Raw genomic sequence first — 15,620 nt, 5'->3', positions numbered from 1 at the left:
CTTGTGTCAGATCTCTCCTGGGGTGTCTTTGCCCCACGGGGCAGGTGCCCGATAACCAGACATCACTGTGTTGTTTTGGAACGCCCTGCCGCTTTCGCGGAATCCGAAGTGGGGACGCCCACTTGGCGGGACCGACGTCAACTTCGTTTACGATGCCGTGACGTTCCCCTGGAGCGCGGCCACTCCAGACTATGCGCCTCTTTCTGGTTTCTCATTCTATTGAACTGCGTGGCCCGGCTCTTGCTCATGGGCCGGGCGCGCCGTGCCGCGGCTGGTGGACACCAGGCGGACGGCGCGTCCCCCCGCAGTCAAACGGACAAGGAATCTCCGATGCCCATGTTCCAGAAGATGTTCAAGGGAGCTGCTGTCCTCGCGGTGAGCGGTACGATGATGCTGACGGGCTGCGGCACCGACGTTCCGGCGGATGCGCAGACCGAGCAGGATGAGATCATCAGCAACCTGGTCGAGGCCGGCTTCCCGGCGGAAGACATCCTGCTCTCCGACGGCCAGGTCTACGTGGGCCGCGACGCCCACGTGACGCTCGAGGCGTCCCGCGAGATGCTGCAGGCGGACCCCAAGACGCAGGAGCAGTACCGCACGACGAACCTGGTCAGCTCGTCCATCCGGACCATCTGCATCGTCCCGAACTCGGCGTACGCCGGCAACTCCACGCTGATGTCGGGCCTGAACCGGGCCATCTCGAACTACAACGCGCTGGGCCTGACCTTCCGGATGCAGCTTGGCGGCTCCGGCTGCAACGCGACCATCTCCGCGCGCACCATGTCCGGCGCGGGCGGCTCGGCGGGCTTCCCCTCCGGCGGCCGTCCCTACGGCATCATCAACATCGGCACCGGCACGGCCAGCTACGGCGTGGCGGTGGTCGAGCACGTCGTGACGCACGAGCTGGGCCACGCCGTGGGCCTGCGTCACTCTGACTACTACAACCGCAGCATCAGCTGCGGCTCCGGCGGCAACGAGGGCACCGCCGGCGTGGGCGCCATCCACATCCCGGGCACGCCGACCACGGCCACCCGCGGCGGCTCGCTCATGAACTCCTGCTTCAGCTCGTCCGAGACGGGCAACTTCAAGAGCTCCGACGTCACGGCGCTCCAGTACCTGTACTGAGTCACTGAGTCATGGCGCGCCGCCCCACGGATTCGAAGCTGACGCTGTGGGGCTCGCGCCTCGCTGGGGCCGTCCTCCTGAGCCTCGCCGCTTGTGGAGGACGGTCCGAGCAGACCGAGCCCGCGGTCTGCGAGCCACCGTCCAGGCCGGAGGTTCGTGGCTTCGCGCAATGCGGGCCGACGCTCGACTTCACCCCCATCAACAGCTACGTGGGCGAATTCTCCGACGTCATCCAGGACCGGGAAGACGCCGTCGTGCTCATTGACGGGCGCTGCACGGGAACGCTGATTGAAGCCAGCGCGGGCCCCGTGGTGCTCACCGCGGGCCACTGTGTCCGGACCGGCGACATCCCGCTGGTCGTCTTCAACTTCGAGGACGACGAGGATGGTGACACGCTGATCACGGAAGGCCTCGTCATCGAGCAGGCCGACGCGCCCGACTACGCGCTCATCCAGCTCGACGCGCTCCCCGCCGTCACCCCCATCCCCTTGACGACCCAGGTCACCGAGCGGCTGGCCATCGTCCAGCACCCCCGCGGCTACCCCAAGGTCATCGCCGAGGGCGCGTTCCTGGACACCTGCGACCAGCTCCTCTTCTACAAGGACCTGGACACCCTGGTCGCCAGCTCCGGCGCGGGCGTGCTCAACCGCCAGGGGCACCTGCTGGGGGTCCACACCGACGGCGACTGTGAAGTCAGCGGCCGGGGCACCAACCGGGGCTGGACGGTGGAGTCCATCGTCGAGGCCTCCGAGTATCTGCAGGCCAGCGACCTCGCCGAACGCTGAAGGCGCCGCCGGCGTCACGCGCGCGTCCAGCTCCAGCGTGGCGAGCCGCGCCGCCGCGGCCGTCCGAGCGCCTGCTCAGGCGGTGTAGACGCTGCCGTCCCGCACCGTCACCGGCCACGGCGTGAGCCGGCCGCCGGCGCACGGGCCGCCCACGCACAGGCCGTCCTCCACCTGGAACAGCGCCCCGTGCCAGGCACAGACGATGAGCCCCTTGTCCGGCGTCAGGTAGCCGTCCAGCTCCCGCGCCAGCGGCAGGCCCGCGTGGGGACACCGGTCCACGTAGCCGTGGACCGCGTCGTCCTTGCGCACCAGGAAGCCGTGGAAGAAGGCGTCCCCAATCTGGAGGACCAGGTTGCGGGCCCCCGGGTCCGCCAGGGCGCTCACCGGGAGCAGCTTCACGTTGGCCGGGGTCGCCCAGACGCGCTTGCGCCCCGCCGGCCCGCCGCCCGCGCTCACGCGGCCCTCAAGGCAGCTTCGCCTTCTGGAAGCCCGCCCAGCACGCGTCGTAGTCCGGCTGGAGCGCCGGGGACTCCATGGCGAAGCGCGTGGGGCGGATGACCCAGCGCGACTCGAACATGAAGGCCAGCGTGTCCTTGATTTTGTGGGGCTTCAGGTCCGCCTGGACGGCCTGCTCGTAGCTGGTCCGGTCCGGGCCGTGCCCGCTCATGCAGTTGTGCAGGGACGCGCCGCCCGGGGCGAAGCCGCCCGCCTTCGCGTCGTAGACGCCGTGCACCAGCCCCATGAACTCGCTCATCACGTTGCGGTGGAACCAGGGCGGCCGGAACGTGTGCTCGGCCACCATCCACCGCGGCGGGAAGATGACGAAGTCGCAGTTGGCCGTGCCCGGCACCTCGCTGGGCGAGGTGAGGACGGTGAAGATGGACGGGTCCGGGTGGTCGAAGCTCACCGTGTTGAGGGTGTTGAACCGGGCCAGGTCGTACTTGTACGGCGCCAGGTTCCCGTGCCACGCCACCACGTCCAGCGGGGAGTGCGCGTACCGCGCCGCCCACAGCCGCCCCTGGAACTTCTGCACCACCTCCGTGGGCCGGTCCACGTCCTCGAAGGCCGCCACCGGCGTCAGGAAGTCGCGCGGGTTGGCCAGCCCGTTGGCCCCAATGGGCCCCAGGTCCGGCAGGCGGAAGAGCGCGCCGTGGTTCTCACAGACGTAGCCGGCGGCCTGCCCCTCCGGCAGCTCCACGCGGAAGCGCACGCCGCGCGGCACCACCGCGAGGTCGCCCGGCGCCACGTCCAGCACGCCCAGCTCCGTCACCAGCCGCAGCCGCCCCGCCTGCGGGACGATGAGCAGCTCGCCGTCCGCGTCGAAGAACACCCGGTCCACCATGGAGCGGTTGGCCGCGTACAGGTGGATGCTGAGGCCCGCGCCCGACGCCGCGTCCCCGTTGCCCGCGTAGGTGACGAGCCCGTCCACGAAGTCCGTGGCCTTGGACGGCGCCGGCAGCGGGCTCCACCGCAGCCGGTTGGGCGAGGCGGGCACCTCGTCGAAGGGCCCGCTGCGCAGCAGCCCCTGCGCCAGCGGCTGGAACGCCGGGTGGCTGGCGCTGGGCCGCAGGCGGTACAGCCACGAGCGCCGGTTCTCCCGGCGCGGCGCGGTGAAGGCCGAGCCGGAGAGCTGCTCGGCATAGAGGCCAAACGGCGCCCGCTGCGGCGAGTTCTGTCCCTCGGGCAGCGCGCCAGGCACCGCCTCGGTGGCGAACTCGTTGCCGAAGCCGGACAGGTAGGCGCCGGGGGCCGTCTTGAGGACGCTCCCCGGCGACAGCTCGGTGGGAGGCTGGACGCTCACGGCCTAGTCGACCTTGATGACGCCGCGGCGAATCTGGTCCAGCTCGATGGACTCGAAGAGCGCCTGGAAGTTGCCGTTCCCGAAGCCCTCGTTGCCCTTGCGCTGGATGATTTCGAAGAAGATGGGGCCGAAGAGGTTCTCCGTGAAGATCTGGAGCAGCAGGCCCTCTTCCTCGCTGCCGTCGATGAGGATGCGGTTCTTCCGCATCCGCGCCAGGTCCTCGCCGTGGTTGGGGACGCGCTTGTCCACCAGGTCGTAGTACGTGTCGAGCGTGTCCTGCAGCGCCACGCCGCGCTCCCGCAGCCGCTCCACGGTGCCGTAGATGTCCGGCGTGGTGAGCGCCAGGTGCTGGATGCCCTCGCCCTTGTACTGGCGGATGAACTCTTCAATCTGCGACTTGTCGTCCTGGCTCTCGTTGAGCGGGATGCGGATGGCCTGGTCCGGGGCGATCATCGCCTGGCTGAACAGGCCCGTGGCCTGGCCCTTGATGTCGAAGTACTTCTGCTCGGTGAAGCCGAAGATGCGGTTGTAGAAGGACGACCAGGTGCGCATCTGGCCCCGCCGCACGTTGTGCGTCAGGTGGTCCAGCGTCTCCAGGCCCACGCTGTTCTTCGCCTCGGCCGCCTCGGCGCCGGGAATCTCCTCCCAGGTGTCGTAGAGCGAGCCGTTCGCCCCGTGGCGGTCCACCAGATAGAGCAGGCTGCCGCCGATGCCCTCGAGGACATAGGAGCCCTCGCCCAGCGAGCCCCGCTCCGGGTCCGCGGCCTTGGCGCCGCGCTCCAGCGCCATCTCATAGGCGGCGCGCGCGTTGGCCACGCGGAAGGCCATGCCGCTGGCGGACGGGCCGTGCGCCGCGCGGAAGTCCGCGGCCTGCCCCGTCGGCTCGCGGTTGACGAGCAGGTTGATGCCGCCCTGCTTGTAGCGGACCAGCGCCTTGGACGGATGCTTGGAGTACGCGGTGAACCCCAGCCGCTCGAAGAGGCGCTCCATCACCTCGGGCTGGGGGCTCGTGAACTCCACGAACTCGAAACCGTTCAGCCCCAGAGGGTTCTCTGCCGTATCCGCCATGACGCCGCCTCCATGCTTTGCCGAAGCGCGGGCCTTCACGCCGCGCGCGAGTCAACGGAACGCCCCCGGCTCGGGAGCGTCTTCCCAGTCGAAAGTAGGAACGCGTCGCCTGCAGAAAAAGTACAAAGACCTGCCAGAGACTGTCAGGGCATTGCACAACGCCCCGCGTCGTGAATCCACCTTCAGGTGAGGCCCGGCGACGGCGGAGGAAAGCTGTTCACGGCCGGGCGGTGGCCGTGCTCGAAGCGCTCGCCCCCCTGCCTCGCCGTGATTCGACCGGACGCGCCCGGACAGGACGAGGCAGGCTGCATATCTGGATAGCCCAGCTCCCATTCGCCCCCGACCGACCGCGTGAACCCGCTCACTTCCCAGACTCAACTTCCCGTTCCCGGTGGCGAACTTGGCGAGCTCCTTCGCGCTCACGACTGGAGCCGCACGAAGCTGGGGCCCTACGCGTCCTGGCCCCGCCCGCTGAAGTCCTTCGTCGCCATGATTCTGGAGATGCCGGCGCCCGCCATCATCTTCTGGGGGCAGGAGCTCATCCAGCTCTACAACGACGGCTACGCGGTCATCATGGGCCCGCGGCACCCGCGCTACCTGGGCGCCACCTACCGCGAGTGCTGGCCGGACACCTATCCCGTCATCCACCCCTGGATGCGCAAGCTCCTGGAGACGGGTGAGGTCACCCAGGTGGAGAAGACCTTCTTCATGCTCACCCGGTACGGGTTCAATGAAGAGGCCTACTTCACCTTCGACTTCAGCCCGCTCCGGGACGACGAGGGCGCCATCCAGGGCATCCTCCAGGTCGTCTTCGAGGTCACGGACGTGGTGCTCGGCGAGCGCCGGCTGGCGACGATTCGCGCGCTGGCGCCCCGGCTGAACGCCCCGCCGGAGAGCGCGACCACGGACGCCATCCGCGCCCTGGCGGACAACCCCAAGGACATCCCCTTCGCCCTCATCTACCACTGGGACGAGGGCGAACAGCGCCTGGTGCTCAAGGAGTCCACGGGGCTCGAAGGGCTCGCGGAGCACGCCGCCCTGGAGCTGGGCCGCGTCACAGGGGCCGCGAACCAGGCCGCGGACTCGAACGCCCCGGTGCTGCTGGAGTCGGCGCCGTCGCTGCTGGGCGCCCGCCACACGGGCCCCTGGCCCGAGCCCACGGAGGCGGCGCTGGCCCTGCCCATGCGGCGCACCGGCGCGGACAGGCTCCGGGGCGTGGTCGTCCTGGGCATCAGCCCGCGGCTGCGCTTTGACGCCAACTACCGCCAGTTCTTCGAGGACCTGGCGCGCGAGCTGGCCACCCACCTGGCCGTGGAGCAGGAGAAGCGCGCCGAGCGCGAGGCCTTCGCCCACGCCCAGGAGGCCCGGACCCGCGCCGAGGCGGAGGTGGCCCGGCGGGCCGAGGCGGAGGCCGCGCTGCGCGCCAGCGAGGAGCGCCTGCGGATGGCGCTGGACGCCGGCCTGCTGGGGGTCGTGGAGCTGCAGTACGCGCGGGGCACGTTGGCGTGGGACGAGCGCGCCCTGCAGCACCTGGGGCTGCCGCCCGGGAAGGCTCCCACCCTGGCGGAGGCCGCGGCCCGGCTCCACCCCGACGACGTGGAGCGGGCGCGGCGCACCATTGAACAGGCGCTGCGCCCGGGCGCGGGCGCCATCCGCCTGGAGTGCCGCGTGCGGGGCTGGGACGGCCAGGAGCGCTTCCTGCTGGCCATGGTGAAGACGCACTTCGACGCCCAGGGCCGGCCCGACCGCGTCGTCGGGGCCCTGCAGGACGTCACCGAGCGGCGCAGCGCCGAGCTGGAGCGCGAGCGGCTGGCCACCATCGTCGAGCAGTCCCCCGACTTCATCGGGGTGGGGAACGCCTCGGGACAGGCCGTCTGGGTGAACGAGGCGGGGCGGAGGCTGCTGGGCTTGAAGCGGGATGAAGACATCACCCGCTACCACCTGCTGGACTTCTTCCTGCCCGAGGACCAGGCGTTCGTGGACGAGCACATCGCGCCCGCCATCCTCCACGGTGGCCGGTGGGAGGGGGAGTTCCGCTTCCGGCACTTCCCGACGGGCGCCCCCATCCCGGCGCAGTACAACAGCTTCGCCCTGCTGGAGCACGGCACCCAGCGCCAGATTGGCATCGCCACCGTGAGCCGGGACATCCGCGAGCAGCAGCGGTTGGCGGCGGAGCGGGAGCGGCTGCTCGAACGGGAGCGGGCAGCGCGCGCGGAAGCGGAGGAGGCCAACCGGCTCAAGGACGAGTTCCTGGCCACCGTCTCCCACGAGCTGCGCACCCCGCTCACCGCGGTGCTGGGCTGGGTGCAGATGCTGCGGACGGGGACCTTGAGTCCGGAGAAGCGGGAGCGGGCGCTCGCCACGGTGGAGCGCAACGCGCGCGCGCAGGGGCAGCTCGTGGAGGACCTGCTCGACGTGAGCCGCATCATGACGGGCAAGCTGAAGCTGGAGGTGTCGTCCGTCGACGTGAGTCAGGTCGTCGAGGCGGCGCTCGATTCGCTGCGGCCCGCCGCCGAGGCCAAGGGCATCCGCGTGCAGGCCGCGCTCGACTCGGGCGGGACCATCATGGGTGACACGAGCCGCCTGCAGCAGGTGGTGTGGAACCTGCTGTCCAACGCCGTGAAGTTCACCCCCAAGGGCGGCCGCGTCCAGGTGCTGGTGGAGCGGCGCAACTCGGCGGTGGAGATCACCGTCGCGGACACCGGCCAGGGCATCTCCGCGCAGTTCCTGCCCCACGTCTTCGAGCGCTTCCGGCAGGCGGACGGCAGCACCACGCGCAAGGCCGGAGGCCTGGGCCTGGGCCTGTCCATCGTCCGGCACCTGGTGGAGCTGCACGGCGGCACCGTGACGGCCTCCAGCGAGGGCGAAGGCAGGGGCGCCACCTTCGTGGTGAGCCTGCCCCAGGCCGTGGCGCTGCGCCGGGAGCTCCTGGTGCCGCCGGCCCTCCGCGGCCCGCTGGCGGAGCAGGACATCCCCTGCCCGCCCCAGCTCGCGGGGCTCCGGCTGCTCATCGTGGATGACGAGGAGGACACGCGCGAGCTCTTGCGCAGCATCACCGAGACGTGTGGCGGCATCGTCACCACGGCCAGCTCGGCGGACGAAGGGCTGGGGAAGCTCCGCGAGGGCACCTTCGACGTGCTCGTCTCGGACGTCGGCATGCCGCGGGAGGACGGGTACCGCTTCATCACCCGCGTGCGCGCCCTGCCCCCGGAACAGGGCGGCGCCATCCCCGCGGTGGCGCTGACGGCCTACACCCGCATGGAGGACCGGACGCGCGCGCTGCTGGCGGGCTTCGACACCCACGTGCCCAAGCCCATCGAGCCCGTGGAGCTGATGGCCGTCATCGCCTCCATGGCCACCCGGCGGCATCCCCACCGGGGCTGAGGCGCCCTACCCGTCAGGGCGGAAGGCCACTGCCGCGGGCGGCCTCCCGGGCCGCCCCGGCCATGTCAGACCCTTCCGGTAGTCTTCCTTCATTCCCGAAGCCGGAAAGGAAGGCCGAACCATGACCGTCACCCGTGAGAATCCCCGCGTCTCCGTCAACAAGCTGGGCCAGTACCTCACCGCGACGCCGTCACTGCGAAAGCGCATCATCCAGGGCCAGAAGCACCCGGTGGATGCGCGGTACCTGCGCTACCCCGCCGCCGCCCAGGCCATCATCGAGTTCCTGTGCGAGGGCCGCGACGAGGTCATCCTCCGCTACCACCAGCGGCGGCTGCTCAACGCCCAGCCGGAGTCCGACTACGACGAGCACCGGCTGGCCCTGTGCGCGGAGGCGCTCCAGCGCTGCCTGGTGGCGGCGGGGGGGCTGGCCACCCAGGCGATTGCCAGTCCCGTGGACGCGGGCCTGCCGCCGCTGGCGCTGGCGGGCGTGGACATCAGCGTGCGTCCGGACGTGCTGCTGCGCAGCGTGGACGCCCAGGGGATGATGCGCTCCGGGCTGTTGAAGCTCTACTTCTCCAAGCACACGCCGCTGGACGAGCGCTCCGGGCAGTACATCGCCACGGTGCTCCAGCGGTACGCGGAGGAGCGGCTGGAGCAGCGCGGCCCGGTGGACTCCCGGCTGGTGGGCGTGTTCGACGTCTTCGCCGGCCGCCTCTTCCAGGCCCCCCGCGCCCAGCAGCGCCGGATGAACGATGTCCGGCTGGCGTGCGAGGAGATCGCCGCGCGCTGGGACGTCCACTGACGCGCCCCCGGCGGTGAGCGGCCACCTCCGGGCCGAGGCCCCGGACGTACTGGGGCGCTACGCCGCCCCGGGCGCCGTGGAAGGCCCCAGCGCGGGGGGGCGGGCATCCAGGCGCCTGAAGCGGGCCCGGCGGGGGCCCGCTTCCGCCCTGGCGGGTGGGCGGACAGGGGGGAACGGCACCTGATATGGAATAAGCCGTTCCAGCTCCCGTCGGAGAAGACGTGAACAAGCTCGCCCATATTGCCGCCCTCGTCCTGGCCGCCACGGCGCTCGTGGTGGCCCTCTGGAGCCCGCGTGAAGCGGTGCAGGCTCCGCCCTCCCCTGCCGCTCCGGCGGAGCAGCCCGCCAGCGCCGCCGCGGACGTCATCAGCCTGGAGCGCCGGCTCAAGGCGCTGGAGGACACCGCCGTCGGCCTGTCCCGCCGCCTGATGGAGGTGGAGCGGCGGCCCACGGTGACGGCGGATGGAAAGGTGGTTCCGTCCGCGGCATCGCCCGCGCTGGCCGCGGAGGTGGAGCAGCTGCGTGACGAGGTCCGGGGCCTGGTCGCCGGCGAGGCGCTGAACTCCGAGGGAGGCAAGGCGTTCCTCAAGGACGCGGTGCGCGACGTCCAGAGCGAGATGCGGGACGAGCAGCGCGCGGAGCGCCAGCAGCAGTGGCAGCAGGCGCAGGTCCAGCAGCAGGCGCAGCAGCAGGAGCGCGTGCGCAAGTTCATCACCGACGCGCGGCTGAACTACAACCAGGAGCAGACGCTGACGCGCCGGATGGAGGCCGAGGCCACCAGGCGTCAGGCGCTCATCGACGAGGTCCGCGCCGGCACGAAGACGATGCGCGACATGCGCCAGGCGCTGCGCACGGAGACGCAGCAGACCGACCAGGAGATGAACGCCATCCTCGATGAGAGCCAGCGCGCCCAGTACCAGTCGCTGCGCCGCGAGGACCGCCGCTGGAGCGCGCCGCCGGGGGGCCGGGCCGGAGGCCGCGGCCGAGGCAACGCGGCCACGCCGTGACGAAGGCCCCCGTCATTCGAACGGGGGCCTCCCGTTGTGGGAGATGACCAGCACCTCCTCCGGGCGCCGCTCCTCGCGCGCCCAGGCCAGGAGCGCGGCGAGCGCGTCCACCGCCTTCGCGTCCGCCGTCTCCAGGGGCACGTCCTCGCGGTAGGGGTAGAAGAGGTCCTTGGAGCCCAGGCTCTGCTCCGCCCAGCGCCGCCAGCCCGGCATCACCCTGCCCGGCGCGGGCTGCAGGCCCACCACGTCGTAGCCGGCGGCCGCGAAGGGCCGGTGCAACCCCGCCACGGTGGCGCCCGTGCCGAAGCCGCACACCACGCAGCGCACGGCGGGGTACACGTCCTGGACGACGTCCAGCAGGCGCGTGGTCCAGGACTCCACGCTCTCCACCAACGCGCCATTGGCGAGCTGCCTCGGCCAGAACCAGCCCTGGCGCTCGTAGTCCAGCGCCAGCTCCCAGGCCTGGGTGAAGCCGTGCACGGTGCGCACCTCGCCACCGAAGCCATTCGCGCGCAGGTAGGCGGTGCCCAGCGTGTCCGTCAGGGCCACCACGGGCAGCCCGCGCTCGCGGCCCAGCGCGTCCAGCGCCAGCGCCGATGACGCGCCCGACAGCTCCACCAGCCCCTTGGTCTCCGCGGGCGCGGACTGGAGGTAATGGGAGAAGGTCAGGTACTTGAGACTGCCGGCCGGAAGCGCTCCACCCCAGAGCACCACCGGCCCCCCCGGCCAGGGCCGTGACAAGGGAAACACGACGCGCATGCGTGAACCTCCGTCCCCACCCTCCCCGGTAGGGACGCCCCACGCCAGCCGGGCCGCGCGAGCGCTGTCCGGCCGTGGACCCGGAGTCCGCCCGCCCACCGGCCCAGGACACTCGCCCCGGCCAGGAGGCGGAAGCGAAAAGACTCGGGGGCGAGGCGGCTGTGCGATAGTCGGCGGCGGCTCCACATGCTGCGCCGGCTCCTTCCTACGCTCGTCGCCCTGGGTTGTGGCCTCCTGGCCCTGGGCTGGGGGCTGGTCAGCCTCCAGCGCATCTTCGGCCAGGAGCGCGACGACGCCCACGCCCAGCTCCGCTCGCGCCGGGACGCCCTGGCCCACGCGGCCGAGGAGGCGCTGCGGCAGACCCTGGCGAAGCGGCTCGACGAGAGCATCCCCACCCTCCACGCCGCCGTGGGGGACCCGCTGGAGCCGGGCGAGGGCTACTACCTCAACTTCCGCGGCTACCAGTTCCTGCCGCGCCTCACCATCCCCATGCCGGGCCCCCAGACGCCCGCGCGCGACCTGCACGCGCGGCTGGGCGCCCGGCTGAAGGACGGCGCCTCCGCGGAGGACTGGGAGCCCCGCCTCACGCGCCTGCGCGCGGTGGAGGCGGCGCTGGCGGCCCAGGACACACGAGGCGCGGCCACGCGCGTGGAGGCGTTGCTGCGCCACCACGCCGCGAACCGGCTGCCGCCGGAGCAGGAGCTCCCCTTCCTCCTGGTGGTGGTGGAGCGGCTCCAGCGAGGCCCCGCCACCCTGCCGCTGGTGCGGGCCCTGCTGCGCGAGGGGCTGCCGGAGGACCTGGGCGGCTTCGCCCGCGCGTCCGGGCTGCAGCGGGACGTGCTGCGCGAGCGCTCGCGCTTCACCCAGCCGGACTTCCACTTCCTCCATGCGCGCATCGTCCGGGTGAGCGCGGCGCTGGGCGAGCCCACGGGCGACTTCCTCGCCCGGGCGGACGAGGCGGGCGCGGGCATGCTGGTGATTCCCGAGGAGCTCCACGAGCCCACGCTGCTGGGCGAGTCCTGGTACATGGCGCCGCGCGGCGAGGCGGTGTACGGCATCGCGGTGGACCTGGAGGAGCTGCTCCAGCCCATCACCCAGGACATGGAGGCGCGCGGCATCTTCGACGCCACGGGGCGCCTGCGGCTGCGCGTGGGCGGCGCCGTCCGTCCCATGAGCACCCTGCGGCTGGCGGTGGACGTGCCCCAGTGGGCGCGGCAGGAGGCGGACATCGAAGCGCGCTACGGCTTGAAGACGCTGCTGGTGGCTGTGTGTGGCGTGCTGGCGGTGGCCATCGTCGCGCTCGCGGTGGTGGCCCAGCAGCGCAAGTACCGCTTCCTGGAGCTCAAGAGCGACTTCGTGGCCACCGTCTCCCACGAGCTGCGCACGCCGCTGGCCGCCATCCGCCTGCTGGGCGAGACGCTGGAGCGCAAGCTGGCGCGGACGCCAGAGGTGCGGGACTACCCGGCGCGCATCGTCCAGGCCGCGGATGGGCTGCACTTCCTGGTGGAGAACATCCTGTCGTTCAACCGCATCGACAAGGGGCGCTGGACGCCGCGGACCTCCCGCGTGCGGCTGGAGGAGCTCATCAATCCCCTGCGGGATGACCTGGCCAACGCCACCACCGTCCCCGTCCACATCACCGCGGACATGGAGGGCGTGGAGCTGGAGGCGGACCCGGGCCTCTTGCGGATGCTGTTCTCCAACCTGGGCCGCAATGCCTGCGCCTACAACCGCAGCAACCCCATTGAAATCTCCATCCGCGCCCAGGCGATTCCCGGCTACGGCTGCACGGTGCTGTTCCAGGACAACGGCATCGGCATCCCGGAGTCGGAATGGGAGAACGCCTTCCTGGACTTCTACCGGCTGACGCTGCCCGGCCCGGAGGTCCATGGCAGCGGGCTGGGGCTTGCCCTGTGCCGCAGAATCATGAAGCTGCACCGGGGCGACATCCAGGTGGCGTCATCGGGGCCCGACGGCACCACCTTCGCGCTGATATTCAACGAGCCGGCTCGATGAACACCGCCACTTCCACCCTCCCCTCGCGTCCCTCCGTCCTCATCGTCGAGGACGATGCCCACCTGCGCGTCGGCCTCCGGGACAACCTGCTGGACGAGGGCTACCTCGTCGCCGAGGCGCCCAACACCCGCGACGCGGAGCGGCTGCTCGCGGAGCGCGCGTTCGACCTGCTCATCCTGGACGTCATGCTGCCCGGCGAGGACGGCTACAGCTTCTGCCGCCGGCTGCGGACACAGGGCAACAAGAGCATGGTGTTGATGCTCACCGCGCGCTCGCTGGAGGACGACATCCTCAAGGGCTTCGAGGTGGGCGCGCAGGACTACCTCACCAAGCCCTACCGGCTGCGGGAGCTGCTGGCCCGGGTGCGCGCCCTGGTGCGCCGCTCCGGCACGGCGCCCCCGGAGCAGATGGGCTTCAGCGGCTTCACCCTGGACCTGGGCCGGCGGCAGGTGTCGCGCCCGGACGGCTCCGTCGTGGAGCTGACGCGCACGGAGTTCGACCTGCTGGCCTTCCTGCTGCGGCACCAGGACCGGGCCCTGCCCCGGGGGGAAATCCTGGACGCCGTGTGGGGCCGGGACGTGGTGGTGGACCCGCGCACGGTGGACAACTTCGTCTCCAACTTGAAGAAGAAGCTGGGGTGGACCAGCGCCTCCGGCTTCTCCATCCACACCATCCGGGGCGTGGGCTACCGCATGGAGGTCTCCTCGTCATGACACAACCATGACGAAGGGATGGCCGGCCCTCCGCCATTCGCGGGCCCCGACTCCGTAGGTTGACTCGTGCGTGGACAGGGCGCTCCGAAGCCACCCGTCCCCGCCGGTGCCGTCCGCCCGCGCGCGGCCGGCCACCGGGAGCGCCTGACGCAGAGGGAGGCCATCCGGAATGTTCAAGTCGGTCATCGAGCGGCAGCGGGCTGGACGTCTTGGCACGGGCGTGTGGGTGTCCATCGCCCTGCATGCGGCACTGTTCGGGGCGGTGCTCTTCATCTCCGGGAGGCCGCAGGGCCCCACGGAGCCTCCGGAGCCGAAGGAGCTGGTGCTCCGCGTGAGTCAGGCGCCGCGCCTGGCGAAGGGCTCGCCGGCCCCCGCGCGGCCCAAGGCCGCCACCGCGCCGCGCCCGCGTCCGCGTCCGCGCAACAAGGACCGCGTGCCCGCCCGCGTGCCGCCGCCGGTGGTGGACGCGCCGCCCAAGCCGGTGGAAGCGGTGGCGAGCGCCGACACCAGCTCCGCGACGGACGAGGTGACGGACCCGGGAGAGGGCGTGCCCGGTGGCCACCCGGAAGGCTACGAGGACAGCGACGTGATTGGCGTGCCGCTCGTGCCGAACCTCGGCCCTGGGATGGGGGGCACGGGCACCGACGTCATGCCCTTCGGCTCGGGCATGACGCCCCCGCGGCTGATGGGCGGCGCGGGCATCGAGTACACGCTCCAGGCGCTCGCCGCCCGCGTGGAAGGCACGATGATCGCCAAGTGCGTCATCACGGTGCGGGGCGACGTGACGGACTGCCGCGTCATCAAGGGCCTGGCGCACATGGACGAGGCGGTGCTCGAGGCGCTGCACAGCCGCCGTTACACGCCGGTGGAGTACCAGGGCCGGCCGGTGAGCGTGTCCTACGTCTTCACCCTGCGGCTCAAGCTGCCCCGCTAGGGTGGCTCAACCGCCTCGGCCTCCCGCCGGCACCAGGACGTGCATGAGCACGTACTTCTTCAGGCGCTGGCGGAGCTCATCCTCCAGGGTGAGCGCGATCTGGGGGTGGACGCGCGCGCCCACCTCGAACAACACCGCCTCCAGCAGCAGCCCCTCCTGGGCGATGGCGAACAGGCGGTCCAGCGTGGGGTCCGACGCGTCCGTGTTGCCCGCCGCCTTCTGGCCTTCGTGGACGGCCAGCGCCGAGGCCAGGCACTCCATCTCCTCCACGGAGGTGAACTGCTCCTCGGTGGAGCCCGTCATCTCCCGCCGGTGGGAGGGCTCGCCCAGCCACAGGGCCTTGCAGTTGGCGAACGCCAGCCAGGCCGGGTCATGGTTGGGGTCGAACTGGATGGAGACCCCTTCGGCGTCGCGCTCGGCGTACCCACGCGGGACGATGGTGTCCCCGCGGATGACCAGCCCCAGGTGCGCGTTGGCGCGGAAGAACTGACGGATGACGGGGTAGCGCGGGCTCAGCGCCAGACACTGCGCCCAGGAGTCCAGCGCCTCCTCGAAGCGCCCCAGCTTCGCCAGGGCGTTGCCCTGGAAGAACCAGGTGCGGTGGTCATAGGGGTTGAGGGTGGTGGCGTGGCGGTAGTGCGCCAGCGCGGTGGCCGCGTCGCCGGCGAAGTAGTCCGCGTCGCCCCGGAAGACCCACCCGACGTAGCAGTCCGGGCACAGCTCGGTGGCCTGGGCGTACAGCTTCGCGGCCTCGTCGTAGCGCTTCGCCTGGAAGTGGGGCTCGGCCTCGTCGAGCAGGGCCTTCAGCCCGGTGGGCGTGGGCCACTCGCGGATGGTGCGGCGGCCGCCCTCCACCACCACCTGGGGCACGTCAATCAAGGCGACGCGCTGGGGCCAGAGCTGGTCGCCCCACCCGCCCGGGGGCGAGTCCTTGCCGTCGACCCGGTAGGCCACCTTCGAGTCCTCCAGCACCTTGATGATTTCGGAGGGCGAGAGGTACTCCGGCGTCTCCTGCTCCGCCTGGGACGTCCGGGCGGCTTCGGGAGGCGCGGCCGGGACGGGCTTCGGCGTGGACGCGCAGCCGAGGACAGAGGCACAGCCGAGAACGAAGATGAATTGGCGCACGCGCAAGAGCCCCTTCCAAGGATGCGAGGACAGCGGCCCCAGTCTATGCCCGGGAGCTCCTCCATCCGGAGCCTCGAAACACTTCGACGATGTCCACCGCC

At 71.4% G+C, this 15,620-nt stretch carries 13 protein-coding genes; 8 read left to right on the top strand and 5 right to left on the bottom strand.

The genetic code is table 11. The features are described 5' to 3' along the window. The first annotated feature begins 330 nt into the window (after positions 1 to 330). Together prtB and MYMAC_RS13810 are read left to right on the top strand one after the other, a co-directional pair. Positions 331 to 1,125: a M57 family metalloprotease PrtB gene (gene prtB / locus MYMAC_RS13815; protein ID WP_013939367.1), complete on the top strand. Its 795-nt coding sequence runs from the start codon at positions 331 to 333 to the stop codon at positions 1,123 to 1,125. An 11-nt stretch (positions 1,126 to 1,136) separates the two neighbouring features. After that, a complete protein-coding gene (locus MYMAC_RS13810) occupies positions 1,137 to 1,910 on the top strand; it encodes a trypsin-like serine peptidase (protein ID WP_013939366.1) in 774 nt (257 codons plus the stop codon). 75 nt (positions 1,911 to 1,985) lie between these two features. On the opposite strand, the gene MYMAC_RS13805 is transcribed toward MYMAC_RS13810, so the two are convergent. The 3 genes from MYMAC_RS13805 to hppD are packed head-to-tail and all read right to left on the bottom strand — an operon-like array spanning position 1,986 to position 4,779. Then, positions 1,986 to 2,366, bottom strand: coding sequence for a Rieske (2Fe-2S) protein (locus MYMAC_RS13805; RefSeq protein ID WP_095958417.1), 381 nt, complete (start codon positions 2,364 to 2,366; stop codon positions 1,986 to 1,988). 7 nt (positions 2,367 to 2,373) lie between these two features. Next, a complete protein-coding gene (gene hmgA, locus MYMAC_RS13800; RefSeq protein ID WP_095958416.1) occupies positions 2,374 to 3,711 on the bottom strand; it encodes a homogentisate 1,2-dioxygenase in 1,338 nt (445 codons plus the stop codon). 3 nt (positions 3,712 to 3,714) lie between these two features. After that, positions 3,715 to 4,779, bottom strand: coding sequence for a 4-hydroxyphenylpyruvate dioxygenase (hppD, locus tag MYMAC_RS13795; protein WP_095958415.1), 1,065 nt, complete (start codon positions 4,777 to 4,779; stop codon positions 3,715 to 3,717). 489 nt (positions 4,780 to 5,268) lie between these two features. Here hppD and MYMAC_RS37810 point away from each other — a divergent pair, with 489 nt between their 5' ends. The 3 genes from MYMAC_RS37810 to MYMAC_RS37380 all read left to right on the top strand — a co-directional run bounded on the left by MYMAC_RS37810 (position 5,269) and on the right by MYMAC_RS37380 (position 9,972). Further along, positions 5,269 to 8,163 (top strand): ATP-binding protein, encoded by a 2,895-nt coding sequence (locus tag MYMAC_RS37810; protein ID WP_275663280.1) that lies wholly within the window; start codon positions 5,269 to 5,271, stop codon positions 8,161 to 8,163. A 121-nt stretch (positions 8,164 to 8,284) separates the two neighbouring features. Continuing rightward, positions 8,285 to 8,965: a hypothetical protein gene (locus MYMAC_RS13785; RefSeq protein ID WP_095958414.1), complete on the top strand. Its 681-nt coding sequence runs from the start codon at positions 8,285 to 8,287 to the stop codon at positions 8,963 to 8,965. A gap of 221 nt (positions 8,966 to 9,186) precedes the next feature. Then, complete coding sequence (locus MYMAC_RS37380) at positions 9,187 to 9,972, top strand: hypothetical protein (protein WP_095958413.1); 786 nt, start codon at positions 9,187 to 9,189, stop codon at positions 9,970 to 9,972. A 12-nt stretch (positions 9,973 to 9,984) separates the two neighbouring features. On the opposite strand, the gene MYMAC_RS13775 is transcribed toward MYMAC_RS37380, so the two are convergent. Continuing rightward, positions 9,985 to 10,731, bottom strand: a complete 747-nt coding sequence (locus tag MYMAC_RS13775) for a pyridoxal-phosphate dependent enzyme (protein WP_013939359.1) — start codon at positions 10,729 to 10,731, stop codon at positions 9,985 to 9,987. Positions 10,732 to 10,917: 186 nt separating this feature from the next. On the opposite strand from MYMAC_RS13775, the gene MYMAC_RS13770 reads away from it, so the two are divergent. The 3 genes from MYMAC_RS13770 (at position 10,918) to MYMAC_RS13760 (ending at position 14,394) form a co-directional block, all read left to right on the top strand. After that, the gene (locus MYMAC_RS13770) at positions 10,918 to 12,747 is read left to right on the top strand and encodes a sensor histidine kinase (RefSeq protein WP_095958412.1); all 1,830 of its coding nucleotides are present in this window, start codon (positions 10,918 to 10,920) and stop codon (positions 12,745 to 12,747) included. Next, positions 12,744 to 13,460, top strand: a complete 717-nt coding sequence (locus MYMAC_RS13765) for a response regulator transcription factor (RefSeq protein WP_013939357.1) — start codon at positions 12,744 to 12,746, stop codon at positions 13,458 to 13,460. The genes MYMAC_RS13770 and MYMAC_RS13765 overlap by 4 nt, the downstream gene beginning before the upstream one ends. A gap of 169 nt (positions 13,461 to 13,629) precedes the next feature. Continuing rightward, positions 13,630 to 14,394 carry an energy transducer TonB gene (locus MYMAC_RS13760; protein WP_095958411.1) on the top strand — a complete coding sequence of 255 codons (765 nt, stop codon included), beginning with the start codon at positions 13,630 to 13,632 and terminating at the stop codon, positions 14,392 to 14,394. 6 nt (positions 14,395 to 14,400) lie between these two features. Here MYMAC_RS13760 and MYMAC_RS13755 read toward each other — a convergent pair whose 3' ends face one another. After that, positions 14,401 to 15,519 (bottom strand): tetratricopeptide repeat protein, encoded by a 1,119-nt coding sequence (locus MYMAC_RS13755; RefSeq protein ID WP_239989518.1) that lies wholly within the window; start codon positions 15,517 to 15,519, stop codon positions 14,401 to 14,403. Positions 15,520 to 15,620 lie beyond the last annotated feature (101 nt).

This window comes from Corallococcus macrosporus DSM 14697 (assembly GCF_002305895.1).
Lineage (GTDB): Bacteria > Myxococcota > Myxococcia > Myxococcales > Myxococcaceae > Myxococcus > Myxococcus macrosporus.
Note: the sequence above shows the minus strand (reverse complement) of the source record. Positions and strands in the feature narration are given on the sequence as shown.